Source organism: Streptomyces sp. NPDC027663 (assembly GCF_055566415.1).
On sequence record NZ_JBVHSK010000002.1, the window covers coordinates 1 to 20,001 of the forward strand.

The window sequence follows — 20,001 nt, forward strand, 5'->3', positions numbered from 1 at the left end:
ACGAGATCGGCATGGGCGACAACATCTGGCTCGGCGACCGCGACGCCGTGCGCACGCCGATGCAGTGGACCCCCGACCGCAACGCCGGCTTCTCGTCCTGCGACCCGGGACGCCTCTACCTGCCGACCATCATGGACCCGGTCTACGGCTACCAGGTCACCAACGTGGAAGCCTCCATGTCCTCGCCGTCCAGCCTGCTGCACTGGACACGCCGGATGATCGAGATCCGCAAGCAGAACCCCGCCTTCGGACTCGGGTCCTACACCGAGCTGCCGTCGTCGAACCCCGCGGTGCTCGCGTTCCTGCGCGAGGCCCCCTTGTCCGAGGAAGGAGGGGACGACCTCGTGCTCTGCGTCCACAACTTCTCCCGGTTCGCGCAGCCCACCGAGCTGGACCTGAGCCGGTTCGGCGGGCGGCACCCCGTCGAGTTGTTCGGCGGGGTGCGGTTCCCGGCGATCGGTGAACTGCCGTACCTGCTCACCCTCGCGGGGCACGGTTTCTACTGGTTCCGGCTGCGCCGGGACGCGTAGGCGCTCCGCGGGGCGGGCCGTCGGCCGTCCGGTGGCTCGTTGTGGCCGGTCGGGCAGCTCCCGGCGCCCCCTCGGGGCGCTGCCGGGCGGGGCGGTGGTTTCCGCCGTCCCGCCCGGGGCACGCAGAAGTGACACCCCCTCGCGCTCAGGGGAAAGGACGTGACGCCCATGGCGGAAACGGTCACCTCGTTCGGCACCACCCCTCTGCTCGCCTCGCTGGACCCCTTGTTGCGCGCATGGCTGCCGCGGCAGCGCTGGTTCGCGGGCAAGGGCCGCCCGGTCACCGGGTTCACCCCCGTGGCCGTCACCGAACTGCTCCCGCCCGGCGGCCGGCTGGGCCTGTACCACCTGTTGCTGCGCGTCCACCAGCCCGACGCACCGGGCGCGCCGCCGCACCCCGGCGACTGCTACCAGCTCCTCATAGGCGTGCGCGAGGCCCTGCCGCCCCGGCTGGCGCCCGCGCTGATCGGCCATGTGGAGGAAGGCCCGCTCGCCGGCTGCACGGTGTACGAGGCCCTGTACGACCCCCGGCCCGCCGAAGTGCTCCTGGAGGCCCTGCGCACCCGGGACCGCATCGGCGGGCTGTGCTTCGAGCGGGACCCGCAGCAGGAGATCCGGACGGGTCTCGTGGCCCGCCTGATGACCGCCGAGCAGTCCAACTCCTCGGTGGTGTACGGCGATACGTTTATCCTGAAGCTGCTCCGGCGGGTGGTCCCCGGTGTCAATCCCGACCTGGAGATCCCGCTCGCCCTGGCCCGCGAGGGCTGCGCCCGGGTGCCGGCGCCGACGGGCTGGCTGCGCGCCGAGCCGGCGGCCGGGGAGCCGTATGTGCTCGCCGTGCTCCAGCCCTATGTCAGCGGGGCGAGCGACGGCTGGGAGCTGGCGCTGAGCGAACTGGCCAAGGGCGAGGACTTCGTCGCCGAGGCACGGGCACTGGGCCGCGCCACGGCCGAGGTGCACACCGCGCTCGCCCGCGCCCTGCCGACGGTCACCCTCGGCCACACCCAGCTGGAAGTGATGGTCGACGGCATGGCCGAGCGGCTGGCGGCGGCCGTCCGGGCGGTGCCGGCGCTGCGGCCGTACGAGCGCGGGCTGCGCTCGGCGTACGAGGCGCTGGCCGGGCTCGCCGCCGAGGGCGGCACCTGGACCGCTCAGCGCGTCCACGGCGATCTGCACCTCGGACAGTGTCTGCGCTCGCCGTCCGGCCAGTGGTCACTGATCGACTTCGAGGGCGAGCCGGCCCGGCCGCTGGCCGAACGCCGTATGCCGCAGCCGCCGGTGCGGGACATCGCGGGGATGCTCCGCTCCTTCGACTACGCGGCCCATTCGGCGACGCCGCCCCACCCGGCGTGGGCGCACACCTGCCGGGCCGCCTACTGCTCCGGGTACGCGGAGGTGGCGGGCCGCGATCCGCGCACCGATCCGGTGCTGCTGCGGGCCTACGAGACCGACAAGGCGGTCTACGAGGTCGTCTACGAGGCCCGGCACCGCCCCGACTGGCTCCCCGTACCGCTGTCGGCGATCCGCCGTCTCGCCGCGTCCGACCAGACCTGACCCGATCCTCGCCCGGGAGACTCGCTCGTGACGTCGAAGAAGCCAGCCCCCTCGAAGAACGCCCAGGACACGAAGAAGGCCAAGGACACCAAGAGCAGCAAGGAGGCGAAGAACAGGTCCGGCAGGGGCAGGGCCGAGAAGCCGAAGGTCCCGGAGCCGCGAGTGCCCGCTCAGCCGGCGGCGCCGGAGCAGGAGGCCGCCGTCTCCCCCGCCGTGGACGCCGGTGACCGCGAGCGGCTGCTGCACGGCACCCATCACGATCCGCACTCCGTGCTGGGCGCGCACCCGGTCCGGGGCGGGGTCGCCTTCCGTGCGTTCCGCCCGTACGCACAGGCCGTCACGGTGGTCTCGGGCGAGCTGCGGGCGGAACTGCACGACGACGGCGACGGCTTCTTCTCCGGCCTGCTCCCGCTCGCCGAGGTCCCCGCGTACCGGCTGCTGGTGACGTACGACGGCACGGTCCAGGAGACCGAGGACGCCTACCGCTTCCTGCCCACGCTCGGCGAGCTGGACCTGCACCTGATCGGCGAGGGCCGGCACGAGCAGCTGTGGCGGGCGCTGGGCGCGCACGTCACCCGCCACCAGGGGGTCACCGGCACCCGGTTCGCGGTGTGGGCGCCGAACGCGCTGGGCGTCCGGGTCACGGGCGGCTTCAACTTCTGGGACGGCACCGGCTTCCCGATGCGCTCGCTGGGCGCCACCGGGATCTGGGAACTGTTCGTACCGGGCATCGGCGAGGGCGAGCTGTACAAGTTCGAGGTCACCCGCCCGGACGGCTCGCGCACCCTGCGCGCCGACCCGCTGGCCCGCCGCACCGAGGTCCCGCCCGCCACCTCCTCGATCGTGCACGCCTCGCACCACGAGTGGGGCGACGCCCAGTGGCTGGCGCACCGGGCGGACACGCCGGTCCACGCGGCCCCCTTCTCGGTCTACGAGGTCCACCTGGCGTCCTGGCGGCCCGGCCTCACCTATCGCCAACTGGCCGAACAACTCCCCGCATATGTCTCGGAGATGGGCTTCACACACGTGGAGCTGATGCCGGTGGCCGAGCACCCGTTCGGCGGCTCGTGGGGCTATCAGGTCACCGGCTTCTACGCTCCGACGGCCCGCCTCGGCACCCCTGACGACTTCAAGTACCTGGTGGACAAGCTGCACCAGGCCGGCATCGGCGTCCTGATGGACTGGGTGCCGGCGCACTTCCCGCGGGACGAGTGGGCACTGGCGGAGTTCGACGGGCGCCCGCTGTACGAGCACCACGACCCGCTGCGGGCGGCCCACCCCGACTGGGGCACGCTGGAGTTCGACTTCGGCCGGCGCGAGGTGCGCAACTTCCTCGTCGCCAACGCGGTGTACTGGTGCGAGGAGTTCCACATCGACGGACTGCGGGTGGACGCGGTCGCCTCGATGCTCTACCTGGACTATTCGCGTGAGCCGGGCCAGTGGACCCCGAACGAGCACGGCGGCCGGGAGAACCTGGACGCGGTGGCCTTCCTGCAGGAGATGAACGCCACCGTGTACCGGCGCTGCCCGGGCGTGGTGACCATCGCCGAGGAGTCGACGGCCTGGGACGGCGTCACCCGCCCCACCCACCACAGGGGCCCGAGCGGTTTCGGCGGGCTCGGCTTCGGCCTGAAGTGGAACATGGGCTGGATGCACGACTCGCTGCAGTACATGAGCCACGACCCCGTGCACCGCAAGTACCACCACCACGAGATGACGTTCTCGATGGTCTACGCGTACAGCGAGAACTACGTGCTGCCGATCTCTCACGACGAGGTGGTGCACGGCAAGCGGTCCCTGGTGTCGAAGATGCCCGGCGACTGGTGGCAGCAGCGCGCCGGCCACCGCGCCTATCTCGGCTTCATGTGGGCCCACCCGGGCAAGCAACTCCTCTTCATGGGGCAGGAGTTCGCCCAGGGCGCCGAGTGGTCCGAGGCGCACGGACCGGACTGGTGGCTGCTCGACCCGTCCTACGGCGCCGAGGCCGACCACCGGGGCGTGCGGGACCTCGTACGGGACCTGAACGCGCTGTACCGCGCGACCCCGGCCCTGTGGCAGCAGGACACGGACCCGGCGGGCTTCGAGTGGGTCACCGGGGACGCGGCCGACGACAACGTCTTCGCCTTCCTGCGCCACGACGCCGAGGGCAGCCCGCTGCTCGCGGTCTCCCACCTGGCCCCGGTGGTCCGGCGCGAGTACCGGATCGGGGTGCCGGAGGACGTGCCGGCCTGGGTGGAGGTGCTGAACACGGACGCCGCGCGCTACGGCGGCGGCGACGTGAGCCACCCGGACGTGGTCAAGCCCGAACCGCACCCCTGGCACGGCCGCCCGGCGAGCATCCGGCTGACCCTGCCCCCGCTGGCCACGGTGTGGCTGCGTCCGGCCTGACCTCCCCTTTGCCCTCCGTCCCGCGCTGCGCATACGCTCTGCGCCCGGTGGGGCGGGGCGGAGGGGGCGGATCATGCGGCGGATCGTCGTGGCTCTGGGGACGATGGCGGTTGCCCTGACGGGCTGTGCGTCCGACAGGGCGTGCACCCTGACGGGCATGGACTCGGGCGTCACCGTGCTGTGGCGGCCGGCCGACTTCGGCAGGCAGCAGGACGCGGTGACGGTCCGGCTGTGCGTGGACGGCAGGTGTGTGCAGCGGGCGTCCGGCGACCCCGGCGACCCGGTCCGCGCCCTGTCGGTGAGGCTCCCGGACGACGCCGGCGCCGGGCCGGTGCCGGTGCGGCTCACCGTGACGTCCCGCGAGGACGGGCGGGTCGTCGTCCGGGGCAGCCGGCGGGCCCGGCTGAGCGAACAGCACCCGAACGGCGCGGCCTGCCCGCCCACCGCCTGGACCGCGTCGTTCCGGGCCCACCCCGAGCGGGGGCTGGTGTCGCCGAAGGGCATGAGGCTGCAACGGCCGGGCGGGAAGGATGCCCGGGGCGGGTGAGCGACCTGCGCAGGCCGGGTACGCAAGAGGACGCGTGAGCAAGGGCCCGGGAACCACTGCCCCCAGGCCCTCCGCGTCGCTCAGAGCCTCTGCGTCACCCCGCGGCCCAAGCCCTCCAAGCTTTCCGCGTCACTCCGCGGCCCAAGCCCTCCAAGCCCTCCGCGTCACTCCCCGCCGCCAAGCCCTCCGCGTCATCCGCGCCGCCCAAGCCCTCCACGTCACTCCGTGCCGCTCAGGCCCGGCGGCAGCGCACCCGTGTACAGCACCCCGAGCCGCTGCGTCGCCCGGGTCAGCGCCACGTACAGGTCGCTCGTGCCGTAGGCACCCGGCTCCACCACCAGCACCGAGTCGAACTCCAGGCCCTTGGCCTGGCGCGGGTCGAGCAGGACGACCGCCTGCGTCAGGTCGGGTTCGGTGCCGGCCGTGACGCCGTCCAGCCGGGCGGCCAGCGAACGGTGCAGCTCGCGCGGGGCGATCACCGCCAGCCGGCCCTCGACGGGCGTGAGTTCGGCGACCGCCTTGGCGACCGCACCGGGCAGGTCGTCGACGGCCCGCCGCACCCAGGGCCGTACGCCGGTGGAGCGCACGGAGCTGGGCGGCTCGAAGTCCGGGTTCCCGGCACGGACCACGGCCGCCGCCAGGTCCATGACCTCCGCCGGGGTGCGGTAGTTGACGCCCAGCCGGGTGTGCTCCCAGCGGTCCTCGACATAGGGGGCGAGGATGTCCGCCCAGGAGCCGACGCCGGCCGCCTCCGCGGTCTGCGCGGGGTCGCCGACCAGGGTCATCGAGCGGGTAGGGCTGCGCCGCATCAGCAGCCGCCAGGCCATCGGCGACAGCTCCTGCGCCTCGTCCACGATGATGTGCCCGAACGCCCAGGTGCGGTCGGCGGCGGCCCGCTCGGCGGCGCTGCGGTGGTCGGCCTCCTCCTGTCGCTCGGCGAACCGCTCGGCGTCGATGATGTGGTGCGCCGAGAGGACCTCGGAGGCGTCCGGGTCACCGTCCTCCTTGTCCTCGAACTCGTACGTCCGCGACGCGTACGACACGTCCAGCACACCCTGCGCATAGGCCACCTGGGTCTCGCGTTCGCGCTCGGCGCGGGCGCGGACCACCCGGTCGTCCTCGCCGAGGAGTTCGGCCGCCTCGTCCAGCAGCGGCACGTCGGCGACGGTCCAGGCGCGGGTCACCCGGCGGCGGACCGCGTCGGCGTCCTCCTCGGAGAGGTAGCCGTCGGGCTCGGCCAGGAAGTCGGCGACCAGCCGCTGCGGGGTGACCCGGGGCCACAACCGGTCGATGGCGGACCAGACCTCGGGGTTCTCGGCGAGTTCGTCGCGGATCTGGGTGAGGTCCGAGGCGTCGAGCAGGCTGCTGCCGTCGTACGGGTCGGTGCCCACACGCTCGGCGTACAGCTCGGTGAGGGTGTTGAGGATGTGCCCCTCGAAGTGCTCGCGGGCCACGTTGTGCGGCAGCCGGGCGGCCCGGGTGCGTTCCCGGGCGACGCCCACCAGACCGTCGTCGAGCATGAGCACCTCGCGGTCGTGCTCGATCGCGACGACCGGGTCGGGCAGGGTCTGCCGGTCGCGTACGACGGCGGCGAGCACGTCGGCCATGCCGGCGCGGCCCTTCACGGCGGCCGCCTCGGGGGTGTCGGCGGTGGTGGCCTTCACCCCGGGGAACAGCTCGCCGACCGTGGCCAGCAGCACCCCGGTCTCGCCGAGGGAGGGCAGCACCTCGCCGATGTAGCCGAGGAAGGCCGGGTTCGGGCCGACGATCAGGACCGCCCGGCGGGCCAGCAGTTCCCGGTACTCGTAGAGCAGGTAGGCCGCCCGGTGCAGGGCGACCGCGGTCTTGCCGGTGCCGGGACCGCCCTCCACGACCAGTACGCCGCGGTGGGGCGCCCGGATGATCCGGTCCTGCTCGGCCTGGATGGTCTGCACGATGTCGCTCATCCGGCCGGTGCGCGCCGAGTTCAGCGCGGCCAGCAGGACGGCGTCGCCGTTGTGGTCCTCGTGGCCGGTGCGGGTGGCGTCGCCGAGGTCCAGGATCTCGTCGTGCAGGGAGGTGACGGTGCGGCCCTCGGTGGCGATGTGCCGGCGGCGGCGCAGGCCCATCGGGGTGTGGCCGGTGGCCAGGTAGAAGGGGCGCGCGACGTCGGCCCGCCAGTCGACGAGGACCGGCGTGCGCTCCGCGTCGTCCTCGCGCAGCCCGATCCGGCCGATGTGGTGCTTCACCCCGTCGGCGAGGTCGATCCGGCCGAAGCAGAGGGAGCCGTCCACCGCGTTCAGCGCGGCGAGCAGCCCCGAGCGCTCGGCGACCAGGATGTCCCGTTCCAGCCGTGCCTGCATGGGCTTGTCGCCCTGGGCGAGCGCGTCCGAGACGGAGGTCTCGGCCTCCCCGCGCAGGACGTCCACGCGCGCGTACAGCCCGTCGATGAATTCCTGCTCGTGCCGCAATTCATCGTCCGGAAATTCACTGTTCGACAGATCCGCGTTTGACAATTCCGCTCCCGCCCGCATATACTGTGCTCACTGGACTTCTACGCGACTCAATTCAATTGAAGTCGCGAACCATTGAATATACGCCCAGAAATCCCCCGAGCGCAATTGCCGGGGGATTTTTTGCGGGCCGGGCGCGGACGGATCAGCCGGCCGCGGTGTCGACCAGTTCCTTCTCCTCGGCCTTCACCTCCGGCGCGGGTGCCTCCCGGCGCGGCAGCAGGACGGCCACCAGGACCGTGCCGATGCCGAGGATCACCGCACCGAACAGGCTGGTGCGGGCCACCGCGTCGGCGAAGGACGAGCCCACCGCGTCAGCCATCTGCTTGGCCCCGGCGGCCAGTTCGGCGGCCTGGTGCTTGAGCGCCGCCGCCTGCTGCGGATCCTGGGCCTGCGCCGCCCGCCCGGCCAGCTGGTGCGCCTTGTCACCGATGCCCTGCGCGACGGCGTACCCGGCGCCGACCGAGTCCTGCGCGGCGTCACGGGCGCTCGCCGGGAGCTTGCTGCCGGCGGTGGCGTCGGAGAGGTGGTCGCCGTAGGAGGTGGCGAGCAGCGAGCCGAGAATGGCGATGCCGAGCGAGCCGCCCAGTTCCAGCGAGGTGTCGTTGACGGCGCCGCCGACCCCCAGCTCGGACTCCGGGAACGCCCCCATGATGGCGTCGGTGCAGGGCGAGAGGGCGAGGCCGATGGCGAGGCCCAGGATGATCAGCGGCGCCACGAAATCGCCGTACGCGGAGCCGGCGTCCACCCGGGTCAGCAGGGCGAGGGCGGTCGTACCGCCGACCATGCCGGCGCTGACGGTCCACTTCATGCCGACGCGCGGGGTGAGCCAGCCGGTCAGGGCGGAGCCGGCGAACACGGCACCGGCGAGCGGCAGCATGCGCACACCGGTCTCCAGGGCGTCGTAGCCGAGGACGAACTGCAGGTGCTGGGTGAGGTAGTAGAAGGCGCCGAAGACGGCGAGGAAGAAGAGGGCGACCGCGAGGTTGGAGCCCGCGAACCGGCGGCCGGTGAAGCGGCGCACGTCCAGGATCGGGCGCGGGTGGCGCAGCTCCCACAGGACGAAGGCGACCAGGGCGACGCCCGCGACCACGGCCGCGGTGACGGCCTTGACTCCCCAGCCGAAGTGCGGCCCCTCGATGATCATGTAGATCAGCGCGGCGGTCCATATCACCGACAGCAGTCCGCCGACGTAGTCGATGCGGTCGTGATGGCCGGCCTTGGACGGCGGCACGAGGACGAAGGCGCCGACGATCGCGACGGCCGCGATGGGCACGTTGATCAGGAAGGTCGAGGACCAGCCGTGGTCGCGCAGCAGGGCGCCGGCGACCACCGGACCCGCGGCGATGGCGAGCCCGGCGGTGGCGGTCCACAGTGTGATCGCCTTGGCCCGCTCGGCACGCGGGAAGGTCGCCGCGAGCAGCGAGAGCGTGGCCGGCATGATCAGGGCCGCGCCGACGCCCATCACGGCCCGGGCCGCGATGACGGTCGTGGAGCTGTCGGCCAGGTACCCGAAGACGGCCCCGCCGCCGAACACCACCAGGCCGAGGACGAGCGCCCCACGCCGGCTGTACTTGTCGCCGATCGCGCCCAGCAGCAGCATCAGCGCCGCGTAGGGGACGGTGTAGCCGTCGACCACCCACTGCAGGTCGGCGCTGGTGAGCCCGAGGTCCTTCGTCATGTCGGGGGCCGCGACCGTGAGGGCGGTGTTCGCCATGACGATGATCAGCAGACTCAGGCAGAGCACCAGCAGCGCCCACCAGCGCCGGGCGTAGGGCCGGTCCATCCTTTCGACCGGTTCGGTCGTGACGAGTCGCATGACAGGGCACCTTCCTCGGATGTGCGACGGAATTGCACAGTGGCGTGCAATTGCACGACCATGTGAAATGTACGTCGTTGCACAGCACTGTGCAAGTCGGGTCGGGAAGGAGCGGGGAAGGCACAATGGCCGCCATGACCACGGGTAGCACCAGCCGCGCGGACGCCAACCGACGCCGCATCCTCGACGTCGCCCTCGCCGAACTGCTGCGCGACCCCGATGCCTCCATGGACCAGATCGCGCGTGCCGCGGGAGTCGTGCGACGGACGGTCTACGGCCATTTCCCCAGCCGCGAGGCGCTGATCAGCACCCTGGTGGACGGGGCCGTGGCGGCACTGGCGGACGCGGACACCCGGGCCCGCGCCGGTGTGACCGACCCGGCGGAGGCGCTGGCCCGTTCGCTGCTCGCCCTGTGGCCGGTGGCCGACCGCTACCGGCTGCTGATCGCGCTGGCCCAGCGCACGGTCACCGTCCAGGGCATCCGCGAACGCCTCGCACCACTGCGCGAGGACAAGATCCGCCTCCTGCAGCGCGGCCTGGACGAGGGTGCGTTCGTCTCCCCGCTGCCCGCGCCGGCCCTCGCCTACGTGGTCGAGCAGATGCTGTTCGCGGTGACGGAGGCGGTCAACGACGGCCTCCTGGCAGCAGAAGAGGCGGCCCACTCGGCCACGGTCGCCGTCCTGACCGCGGCCGGCGTACCCGCCGCACGCGCCACCGAGCTGGTGGCCGAGGTGTCATAGCGCTTTCCCGCGCGCCGACTCGTGGCGCCGGCCTCGGGGTGACGACGTCATGGCGCCGAACGCGTGTCGCCGAACGTGTGACGCCGCACCCATGGCGGTGGCCGCCGCGCCCATGGCGGTGACGCCGCACCCATGGCGGTGGCCGCCGCACCCATGGCGGTGGCGTCGAATTCCGGAGGCCGGGCGGCCGAGGTACGGGGGAGCCTCGGCCGCCCGGCGGCGATACCGGACGCCCGGCCCGGGTTCAGGCGGGGCCGGACGTCCGGAGCATGGGGACGGGGCGCGAAGCGCCCACGTCCAGGGGGGGCGCGCCCCGACAGGGGCGCGGGGAACTGCGCGATCAGCCACGTCGAGGCGGCAGCCGCCCGACGGGACGAGCCCGGCAGACGCCTAGGCCTTGACCAGCCCTTCCTCCCGGGCCCCGGGAACTTCGCCCACCGTCGTGCGGCCCTCGTCCAGCAACGTGGCCTCGTCGAACGGCAGCTCGCCCGCCAGCACCTGCCGCACCCGCACCTTGTCGATCTCCTTGGTCCACGTACCCACGAGCACGGTCGCGACCGCGTTGCCCGCGAAGTTCGTCAGCGCCCGGGCCTCGCTCATGAACCGGTCGATGCCGACGATCAGACCGACGCCGTCGACCAGCGCGGGCTTGTGCGACTGCAGACCGCCGGCGAGGGTGGCGAGCCCCGCACCGCTGACACCGGCCGCGCCCTTGGACGCCAGCAGCAGGAACAGCAGCAGCGGAATCTGCTCCCCTACGGACATCGGCGTACCGAGCGCGTCCGCGATGTACAGCGACGCCATGGTCATGTAGATCATCGTGCCGTCGAGGTTGAACGAGTACCCGGTCGGCACGGTGATGCCGACGACCGGCCGGCTGACGCCCAGGTGCTCCATCTTCGCGATCAGCCGCGGCAGCGCGGACTCCGAGGAGGAGGTGGACAGGATCAGCAGGAACTCCCGGGCGAGGTACTTGAACAGGGAGAAGACGTTCAGGCCCGCGACGATCCGGAGCAGCGCGCCGAGCACGATGAAGACGAACAGGAAGCAGGTGACGTAGAAGCCGACCATCAGCACGGCCAGGCTCTTGAGCGCGTCGAGGCCCGCCGAGCCGACCACGGCCGCGATCGCCCCGAACGCACCGACCGGCGCGGCCCACATCACCATCGACAGGATGCGGAAGACCAGCCGCTGGAGGTGCTCGACACCGCGCAGCACCGGCTGCCCGGCCGAGCCCATGGCCTGGAGCGCGAACCCGGCGAGCAGGGCGACCAGCAGCGTCTGCAGGACCTGGCCCTGGGTGAAGGCCGACACGAACGTGGTCGGGATGATCGACAGCACGAAGTCCACCGGCGGCAGCGCCTCGCTGGAGACCTGTGCGTGCCCCGTCTGCTTGAGCGCGTCGGTCAGCTGCAGCCCCTCACCGGGGTGCAGGACGTTGCCGACGACGAGTCCGATGGCGAGTGCGACGAGCGACATCACCAGGAAGTAGCCGAGGGCGATACCGCCGACGGCCCCCACCTTGGCGGCCTTCCGCACGGAACCGATGCCGAGCACGATCGTGCAGAAGATGATCGGCGAGATCATCATCTTGATCAGGTTCACGAACCCGGCGCCCAGCGGCTTCAGCTCCACAGCGGCATCGGGCCAGATCAGGCCCACGGCGATACCGAGGACGACCGCGCCGATGACGGCGATGTACAGGTAATGAGTCCGGTCCCGCTTCACACGGGGTGCGGCAGGTGCCGTATCGGGAATGCTGGCGGCCACGACTGCCCTCCTTGACGTCTGCGTCGGCGAACAACCGGCGTGCGGCTCACGTCCGGGCGTTGCAGGGGAATGCCGTGACTATCTCCCGCCGTGTGAGGGCGGTCACCCTTCCGTTCATTTAGTTCACGCTGAACCGGAGAGGGACACTGCAGACATGCGCGTACCCACCCTTCCGCGGCCCCGCAGCCTGGCCGGGCAGCTGTTCGCCATGCAGGCCGTGCTGATAGCCGTGGTCGTGGCCGGGTACGCGCTGTTCACCTACGTCAGCGACCAGCAGCAGGCCGAGGACGCGGCCGCCCGCCAGGCCACGGCGGTGGCCCGCTCGATCGCCGACTCCCCCTCGGTCCGCGCGGCGATCCGCACATCGGACCCCACGGACCTGCTGGAGCCGTACGCCCTCCAGGTGATGCGCGACGCGAACGTCGATTTCGTCACGATCATGAACCCGACCGGCATCCGCTGGACCCACCCCGACAGGAAGCAGATCGGCAAACGCTTCCTCGGCAACATCGGGCCCGCCCAGCACGGGCGCACCTTCACCGAGACCTACACAGGCACCCTCGGCGCGTCCGTCCGCGCGGTCACTCCCATCACCGACAACGGCCGGATCATCGGCCTGGTCAGCGCCGGCATCAAGGTGGAGACGATCAGCGCCCGGGTCCAGGACCAGGTCACCGCGCTGCTCGGGGTGGCCGGCGTGGCCCTGCTGCTGGGCGCGGTCGGCACGTACGTGATCAACGCGCGGCTGCGCCGCCACACCCACGGCATGAACGCCACCGAGCTGAGCCGGATGCACGACTACCACCAGGCGGCACTGCACGCGGTGCGGGAAGGGCTGCTGATGCTGGACGGCCGGTACCGGGTGGCGCTGATCAACGACGGCGGCCGGGAACTGCTGGGCGTGGGCCCGGAGGACGAGGTGGTGGGCCGCTCGGTGGCCGACCTGGGCCTGCCGGTCCCGCTGACCGGCGCCCTGCTGTCCGCCGAGCCCCGGGTGGACGAGGTCCATCTGACGGCGTCCCGGGTGCTGGTCGTGAACACCTCCCCGGTGTCGGGAGGCGAGCAGCGCGGCACGGTCGTCACCCTGCGCGATGTCACCGAACTCCAGTCCCTGATGGGCGAGCTGGACTCGGAGCGCGGCTTCACCCAGGCCCTGCGCTCCCAGGCGCACGAGGCGGCGAACCGGCTGCACACGGTCGTCTCCCTGATCGAGCTGGGCCGGGCCGAGGAGGCGGTGGGGTTCGCGACCGCCGAGCTGGAGCTGGCCCAGGCCCTCACCGACCAGGTCGTCGCGGCGGTGGGCGAGCCCGTCCTGGCCGCCCTGCTGCTGGGCAAGACGGCCCAGGCGAACGAGCGGGGCGTGGAGCTGGTGGTCTCCCCGGACAGCCGCCTGGACGACGGCCTGCTGCCGGCCGAACTGTCGGCGCGGGACCTGGTCACGATCCTCGGCAACCTGATCGACAACGCGGTGGACGCGGCGCAGGGGACGGTGGGGGCGCGGGTGACCGTCACGGCGTACGCCTCGGACGCCGAACTGGTGCTGCGCGTGTCGGACACCGGCCCAGGGGTCGACCCGGACCACGCCGACCTGGTATTCCAACGGGGGTTCTCCACCAAGCCGGCCGGGCCCGGCGGGCGGGGGCTCGGGCTGGCCCTGGTCCGGCAGGCGGTGACCCGCCACGAGGGCACGTTGACGGTGGCGGAGTCCGACGAGGATGGCGAGGGCGGAGCGGTGTTCGAGGTGCGGTTGCCGTTGCGCACGGCCACGGGTGACGGCAGATGACGAACGAGCAGCAGCCGATCCGTGTCCTCGTCGTCGAGGACGACCCGGTGGCCGCCGACGCCCACGTGATGTATGTCGGCCGGGTACCGGGCTTCGTCGCGGTCGGCACGGCGCACACGGGCGCGGAGGCACGACGGATCCTGGACCGCACGCCCGTCGACCTGCTGCTGCTCGACCTCCACCTGCCTGATGTGCACGGCCTGCAACTGGCCCGTTCGCTGCGGGCGGCCGGGTACCACGCGGACGTGATAGCGGTGACCTCGGCCCGCGACCTGGCGGTGGTCCGGGAGGGCGTCTCGCTCGGCGTCGTCCAGTACGTCCTGAAGCCGTTCACCTTCGCGACGCTCCGGGACCGGCTGGTGCGGTACGCCGAGTTCCACGCGGCGGTGGGCGAGGCGAGCGGCCAGGACGAGGTGGACCGGGCCCTGGCGGTCCTGCGCGCGCCGTCGCCCGCGGCACTGCCGAAGGGGTTGAGCGGGCCGACGCTGGAGCGGGTCACGTCCACCCTGCGGGAGGCTTCGGAGGGGCTCACCGCGGCGGGGGTGGCCGAGGCGGTGGGCATCTCCCGGATCACCGCGCGGCGGTACCTGGAGCATCTGGTGGATGCGGGGCGGGCGGGGCGGAGTCCGTTGTACGGGCAGGTGGGGAGGCCGGAGCTGATGTATCGGTGGGTGCCGCAGGGGCGGTGAGGGCGGCTGCGCGGGCGCGGGCTTCGGCGGCTTCGGTGGGGGAGCCGGCTCGGAGGTAGGCATCGACGGCTCGGCTCCAGTGGGAGCCGGCGCCGGAGAACCGCTCGGCTTCTTCGTGTATCTCGGCCAGGCGTGCGTGGGTCCCGGCGACCCAGTACCAATCGTTGCTCTCCCGGTAGAGCGACAGAGCCGTGTGGAACGCCTCGATCGCCTCCTGCGCTCGGCCTGTCTCCCGCAGGGTGTCGCCCAGGTTGAACCACGTCACGGCCTCGGAGCGGCGGTCCTCGAGGGTCCGGAACAGCTCCCGGGCCTGGATCAGCGCGTCGACCGCTTCCCCGGTGCGACCCCCGGCTTCCAGGGCGCGGCCGAGATTCGCCCAGGCGGTGGCCTCGCCGTGTTGGTCGCCGTCGGCGCGGCACAGGTCACGGTCCCGCTTGTGTGCCTCGACGGCCTCTTCCACTCGGCCGACCTCACGCAGCGCGAGTCCCAGGTTGTTCAACGTGGCGCACTCGTGCCGGCGGTCTCCGACGGATTGCAAGATGTCACGGGCACGCAGGTGCGCGTCGACCGCCTCGTCCGCCCGGCCCATCTGATGCAGGGCGCACCCGAGACTGGTCCACGCCAGGCCCTCGCCCAGGCGATTCCCGATGCGGCGGGCAGCCTCCTGAGCGGTGCGGCTGACGATGATCCAGTCACCGAAGTGCCGCCCCCACTCGAGGTATGTCGTCAGGCACTCCGCCAGAGCCACCGCCACGGCCGCGTAGCGCTCCTCCCGCCCCCACAGCACGGCCTCCACCAGCGACGCCCGCTCCGTGCCCAGCCAATCGAGCGCCTGCGCGTGATCGTCGAAGCCTTCGGGCTGCGCTTGACCCGGCAACCACCGCAAGCGGTCGTCGGCCGCGTTCGCCCACCAGTAGTAGCAGGCCAGAACCCGTTTCCGTGCGGCATCCCCCTCCTCGCACAGCTCGGCCGTACGTGCCGTCACTCCCGCGCAGAACGCCCGCACGAGGTCGTGCAGGCGCCACCGTCCGCTTACCCGCTCGAGGAGGTGGGCACGGGCCAACGCCTTCAGCTGCAGCCGGGGAGGGGCGTCGGCCCCGGCCAACACGGCGGCCATCTCCTCACTCACGTCGGGCCCCGGTGCGAGGGCGAGCAGACGCAGCAACCGTGCCTCGTCCGCAGGAAGCCGCCGGTACGACAGGTCGAACGCGGCGCGCACACTGCGGTCGCCGTCATCGAGCGCGGCGAGCCGGTCGTACGACGTGCCCAGTTCGTCGGCGAGTTCCGCCACCGGCTTGCCGGGATCCTCCGCCAGTAGGGCCACCGCGATCTGCAGAGCCAGCGGCAGATACCCGCACAGCCCAGCCAGCCGCGCCGCCGCCTTCGCCTCCTCCACGACCCGGTTGTCCTCCGGGTCGGCGATACGGAGTGCCCTGTCGAGGAGTTCGTACGCGGCGCCAGGCGTCAACTGATCCAACGGCAGCAGCCGAGCGCCCAGCTGAGCCAGCCGATCCCGCGAAGTGACGAGCACTCGGTGCCGCACACCCCCCGGCAGCAACGGTCTTACCTGCTCCGACGACGACGCGTTGTCGGCGACGATCAGCACCGCCTCCTGCTCGGCCAGCACCGACCGGTACAGCCCCGCCCGCTCGTCCGCCGTGGCCGGAATGTGCTCCGGCTCCACGCCCAGCGCCCGCAGCAGCGACTGCAACGCCTGGTCGGCGGTGACCGGAACGTCGTCGTAGCCGTGCAAATCCACGAACAGCACCCCGCCCGGGAACCACCCCGCCTCCCGCGCCGCGTACGCCGCCTGCACCGCCAGTGCCGTCTTCCCGATGCCACCGAGCCCGGACACGGCGGTGACGAGGACGGCTTGTTCGGCGTCGGCGGCCGAGGGATCCAGCGCGGCCCGTAGACGCACCAACTCCTGATCCCGGCCGGTGAATCCGGCGGCCCTCGGCGGCAGCGCGTCCAGCGCCGTGGGCGCCGGCGCCTGCTGCCGGTACTCGGCCTTGCCGATGACCGGTCCGGTGAACTTCCCGCCCTGGAAGTCGACATGATCGCTCATCCCGCCGCGCTCCCCGCCCCGAACGGCACGGCGTACTGGACGATGTACACCCCCAGTCCCGCCACCGCGACGGCCTCCAGAGCGGAGAGAGTCACCAGTCCCGCCGAGACGTCATCGCTCACCCAGTACACGACGAGCCCGCTCAACGGAACGACGCAGAAGGCCAGCAGGTCCACGACACACTGCGCGGCCTTCCGCGAGAACCGCCGCGCGTCCCCCCGGTGCGCGACCTCCCACCGGAACACCTCGGCGCCCTCCACCTGCACCAGCTCGGCGAGCCGCGGCCCCAGTTCCCCCCGGACGTACGTCCCGATCGCCGAGATCTTCTGGTCGTTGACGAGGTACGTCCACCCGAGCACGACACACACCGGCGGCAGCGCCAGCAGCATCGCCGTCTGCCTGGCCTGGGCCGCGGCGGCGATGACGGCCGCGACGACGGTCAAGGTCACGTACAGCAGATTGTCCCGGAACCCGATCCGTGTCTTCTGCTCGTCCTTGACGGTCTGGTACTCGGTGAGCAGCAACTGCCCCACTGTGACGTCCCGTTCCGGCACTTCGACCCCTTCCCCCGGCGTACCTTATGAGTGTGCCGGAGACAAAGCCCACTGTTCTGGTCCTGACCGCACTTGCGCTGGAGTACGCGGCGGTGCGGGCGTACGTCGAGGAGCGGGAGGAACGCGTCCATCCGAACGGGACCCGCGTCGAAACGGGCAGGCTGCCCGACAGCCCGTGGCGGGTCGCGATCAGCGAGCTGGGGGTCGGCGCCGAGCGGGCCGCGGCACTCGCGACGCGGCTCATCGAGTGGCTGAAGCCGCAGGCCGTGTTCTTCGTCGGGGTCGCCGGCAGCCTGAAGAAGGACGTCGGCATCGGTGACGTCGTGGTCGGCACCGATGTGTACGAGATCCACGGCGGCAAGCAGACGGGCGAAGGCTTCAAGGTCCGCCCCAAGGCCCTGCCGGGCTCCCACGCGCTCGAACAGGCCGCGCGTTCGGCGGCGCGTGATCTGGCGGACGTCGCGGTGCACTTCGCGCCGATCGCCACCGGTGACGTGGTGCTGGCCGATGCCGAGTCCGCCATCGCACGGCACCTGGAGACGCACTACAACGACGCCGCGGCGATCGAGATGGAAGGCTCCGGGGCGGCCCGGGCGGCCCACTTCAGCGGTCAGTTGGACGCCCTGGTCATCCGGGGCATCAGCGACCGGGCGAACGCGGACAAGGCCGCGGCCGACGCCGGTGGCTCGCAGCAGCTGGCGGCTGCGCAGGCCGCCGCGGTGACGATGGCGGTGCTGCGCAAGCACCTGCCTCGTGACGGGGGTTCCGCCGACTCCGAGGAGGGTCCTCAAGGCCGCCCCGCGCACCACGGCGGCGAGCACATCGACTTCCGCGGTGGTGTCTTCCTCGGCCCCGTCATCGGAAAGCAGGTCGGGGGACAGTAGGCCTGAGGGCAGTACTCATGGGGACAGTGAGCCGGAGGGCGGTACTCCTGGGGGCAGTAGGCCGGAAGGCGGCGTGGGGGCGGTCCACGGACCCGTTCCGCGGGCCAGGGCCACGCTCCCGCCGCGGCCCATCGGATTCACCGGCCGCGCGGACGAACTGAACCGCCTGCTCCCCTGTCTCGTGCCCGTCCCCAAGGACGACAGCGCACCGCCCATCCTCATCTCCGCCCTCACCGGCATGGGCGGCATCGGCAAGACCGCGCTGGCCCTGGAGGCGGCGCACCGGGCGTGCGCGCGGGAGTGGTTCCCGGGCGGCACGCTCTTCGTGGACCTGCGCGGCTACGACGACGACCCGGTCACCGCCGACCAGGCGGTGCTGGCGCTGCTGGACGCGCTCGGCGTACAGGGGCCGGACCTGCCGACGACGGCGGCACGGCAGTACGACGTGTACCGGGACCGGCTCGCCGGACGGCCCCGGACCCTCCTCATCCTCGACAACGCCTCCGACCCGGCCCAGTTCCGCGAACTGCTGCCCGGCACCGACCGGCACCGGGTGCTGATCACGTCCCGGGACCGCCAGGACACGCTGCCCATCCGGCACGTGGATCTGGAGACACTGGACCCGGCCGACTCGGTGGCCCTGCTGACCCGGGCACTGATCGACGCGGACGAGCGCGACGACCGGGCGGCGCGCGAGCCGGACGCCCTGCTGCGGCTGGCCTCGCTGTGCGGGCATCTGCCGCTGGCCCTGCAGATCGCCGCGGCGATGCTGCGCCGGCGCCGGCACCGTGGCATCGCCTCGCTGGTCACCGAGATCGAGGAGGCCGGTGACCCGACCCGCGTACTCGACAACGGCAGTCCGGGCAGGGATCTGTACGGCCGTTCGCTCGTCCTGCGCCCGGTGCTGGAGACGTCGTACCGCCGCCTCGCGCCGGAGCAGGCCCGCCTGCTGCGGCTGCTGGCGCTCGCTCCCGGCGAGGACTCCGGTACCGAGGCGCTGTCCGCCCTGGCGGACCTGGACGAGGACACGGTGCTGCGTCTGCTGGAGGATCTCACCGCCACGCACCTGGTCACGGTGGTCAACGCCAAAGTGGCCGGAGCCACGGTGCGTTGGCGCATGCACGACCTGGTACGGACGTTCGCGGCGAGTGTGGTGACGGCGGACCCTGACTTCCGCGAGGAGGGCGACGCGGCGCGGGAGCGGATGCTGGAGTTCTGTCTGCGGACGGCCGAGGCGGCCAGTGACCGTCTGTCCTGGCTGCCGGGGCATGACGAGCCGGAGCGGTTCGCCGACCGGTCCCAGGCCTTGGCGTGGCTGGACGGGGAACGGTCCCTGCTGGTGGCAGCCGCTTTGTGGGCACGCGAAGAGCGGTACGCGGCCGCGGCGATCCAACTGGCCCTGGATCTGGCCGACTACCTCGACTGGCGGCGTTACTTCGACGACAAGGTGACCGTCTCCCAGGCGGCTGTGGATGCTGCCCGGCGAGTCGGGCACAGCAGGGCCGAGGCCGCGGCGTGGAACAACCTCGGCGTCGCCCTGGTGGCGCTGGGGCGCGGTGAGGAGGCGCGCGACGCCTTTGTCCGCGCCCTGGAACAGCATCAGTCGAATGCGGACCGGCACTTCGAGGCGCAGGTGTGGAACAACCTGGGTCTCACCCTGCGTTCGGCAGGCCGGTCGGACGAGGCGATCGACGCGCTCACGCGTGCTCTCGAACTGTTCCGGAGCCTGGGCGACCGCCACTACGACGCCATGACGTCGAACAATCTCGGTACCGTCCTCAGGTCGGCAGGCCGGCTGGACGAGGCGATCGACGCTCACACGCACTCCCATGAGGTGGCCAAGGCCCTCGGCGACCGCCTCAGGGCCGCCATGGCGCTGAGCAACCTCGCCAATGCCCTGCTGGTGGCGGGCCGTGCGGAGAAGGTGATCCAGATGCACACCGAGGCGCTGGAGATCTACGAGGAGTTCGGAGACTGGTTCCGAACCGGTCAGTCCCTCTACAACCTGGCCATCGCCCACCAGGTCGCTCAGCAACCCGTCCAGGCGCGCGCCTGCTGGCTCATGGCCGTGGACGCCTACAACCGTGCCAATGCCCCCGAGCAGGCCGCCAGATCACAATCCCACGCAGACGCATTGACCTGACCGGACCGCCCCTCATACCTTCACACGGCAGCAATCTCCG

Annotated in this window: 14 protein-coding genes; 9 read left to right on the top strand and 5 right to left on the bottom strand. The window is 72.1% G+C overall.

Translation table 11 applies throughout. The features are described from left to right. From ACZ4SF_RS04875 to ACZ4SF_RS04890, 4 genes are all read left to right on the top strand, one after another. Positions 1-530, top strand: a 530-nt coding sequence (locus tag ACZ4SF_RS04875; RefSeq protein ID WP_468378349.1) for an alpha-glucosidase C-terminal domain-containing protein, incomplete at its 5' end; no start/stop codon positions are given. Between the two features lie 168 nt (positions 531-698). Further along, on the top strand, positions 699-2,084 hold the full coding sequence (locus ACZ4SF_RS04880) for a maltokinase N-terminal cap-like domain-containing protein (protein WP_468378352.1): 1,386 nt from the start codon (positions 699-701) through the stop codon (positions 2,082-2,084). A gap of 162 nt (positions 2,085-2,246) precedes the next feature. Next, complete coding sequence (gene glgB, locus ACZ4SF_RS04885; protein WP_468380343.1) at positions 2,247-4,472, top strand: 1,4-alpha-glucan branching enzyme; 2,226 nt, start codon at positions 2,247-2,249, stop codon at positions 4,470-4,472. A gap of 73 nt (positions 4,473-4,545) precedes the next feature. Further along, positions 4,546-5,019, top strand: coding sequence for a hypothetical protein (locus ACZ4SF_RS04890; protein WP_468378354.1), 474 nt, complete (start codon positions 4,546-4,548; stop codon positions 5,017-5,019). A 218-nt stretch (positions 5,020-5,237) separates the two neighbouring features. Here the strand turns inward: ACZ4SF_RS04890 and ACZ4SF_RS04895 are convergent, their stop codons facing one another. Then, the gene (locus ACZ4SF_RS04895; protein WP_468378356.1) at positions 5,238-7,532 is read right to left on the bottom strand and encodes a HelD family protein; all 2,295 of its coding nucleotides are present in this window, start codon (positions 7,530-7,532) and stop codon (positions 5,238-5,240) included. A gap of 124 nt (positions 7,533-7,656) precedes the next feature. Then, positions 7,657-9,330 (bottom strand): MFS transporter, encoded by a 1,674-nt coding sequence (locus ACZ4SF_RS04900; RefSeq protein ID WP_468378359.1) that lies wholly within the window; start codon positions 9,328-9,330, stop codon positions 7,657-7,659. A gap of 125 nt (positions 9,331-9,455) precedes the next feature. On the opposite strand from ACZ4SF_RS04900, the gene ACZ4SF_RS04905 reads away from it, so the two are divergent. After that, positions 9,456-10,070 (top strand): TetR/AcrR family transcriptional regulator, encoded by a 615-nt coding sequence (locus tag ACZ4SF_RS04905; RefSeq protein ID WP_468378362.1) that lies wholly within the window; start codon positions 9,456-9,458, stop codon positions 10,068-10,070. 390 nt (positions 10,071-10,460) lie between these two features. On the opposite strand, the gene ACZ4SF_RS04910 is transcribed toward ACZ4SF_RS04905, so the two are convergent. Next, positions 10,461-11,840 carry a cation:dicarboxylate symporter family transporter gene (locus ACZ4SF_RS04910; protein ID WP_468378365.1) on the bottom strand — a complete coding sequence of 460 codons (1,380 nt, stop codon included), beginning with the start codon at positions 11,838-11,840 and terminating at the stop codon, positions 10,461-10,463. 154 nt (positions 11,841-11,994) lie between these two features. On the opposite strand from ACZ4SF_RS04910, the gene ACZ4SF_RS04915 reads away from it, so the two are divergent. Together ACZ4SF_RS04915 and ACZ4SF_RS04920 are read left to right on the top strand one after the other, a co-directional pair. Next, the gene (locus ACZ4SF_RS04915) at positions 11,995-13,623 is read left to right on the top strand and encodes a sensor histidine kinase (RefSeq protein WP_468378368.1); all 1,629 of its coding nucleotides are present in this window, start codon (positions 11,995-11,997) and stop codon (positions 13,621-13,623) included. Continuing rightward, positions 13,620-14,312, top strand: coding sequence for a response regulator (locus tag ACZ4SF_RS04920; RefSeq protein WP_468378371.1), 693 nt, complete (start codon positions 13,620-13,622; stop codon positions 14,310-14,312). Before ACZ4SF_RS04915 ends, ACZ4SF_RS04920 begins: the two co-directional genes overlap by 4 nt. On the opposite strand, the gene ACZ4SF_RS04925 is transcribed toward ACZ4SF_RS04920, so the two are convergent. Both ACZ4SF_RS04925 and ACZ4SF_RS04930 read right to left on the bottom strand, forming a co-directional pair. After that, the gene (locus tag ACZ4SF_RS04925) at positions 14,194-16,380 is read right to left on the bottom strand and encodes a tetratricopeptide repeat protein (protein WP_468378374.1); all 2,187 of its coding nucleotides are present in this window, start codon (positions 16,378-16,380) and stop codon (positions 14,194-14,196) included. The two genes, ACZ4SF_RS04920 and ACZ4SF_RS04925, sit on opposite strands and share 119 nt — an antisense overlap. Next, entirely contained in the window at positions 16,377-16,934 is a 558-nt protein-coding gene (locus ACZ4SF_RS04930; RefSeq protein ID WP_468378376.1) for a hypothetical protein, read from the bottom strand. Before ACZ4SF_RS04930 ends, ACZ4SF_RS04925 begins: the two co-directional genes overlap by 4 nt. Positions 16,935-16,960: 26 nt before the next feature. On the opposite strand from ACZ4SF_RS04930, the gene ACZ4SF_RS04935 reads away from it, so the two are divergent. Together ACZ4SF_RS04935 and ACZ4SF_RS04940 are read left to right on the top strand one after the other, a co-directional pair. Beyond that, positions 16,961-17,818 carry a 5'-methylthioadenosine/S-adenosylhomocysteine nucleosidase family protein gene (locus ACZ4SF_RS04935; RefSeq protein WP_468378379.1) on the top strand — a complete coding sequence of 286 codons (858 nt, stop codon included), beginning with the start codon at positions 16,961-16,963 and terminating at the stop codon, positions 17,816-17,818. A 238-nt stretch (positions 17,819-18,056) separates the two neighbouring features. Further along, complete coding sequence (locus ACZ4SF_RS04940; protein WP_468380346.1) at positions 18,057-19,961, top strand: tetratricopeptide repeat protein; 1,905 nt, start codon at positions 18,057-18,059, stop codon at positions 19,959-19,961. Positions 19,962-20,001 lie beyond the last annotated feature (40 nt).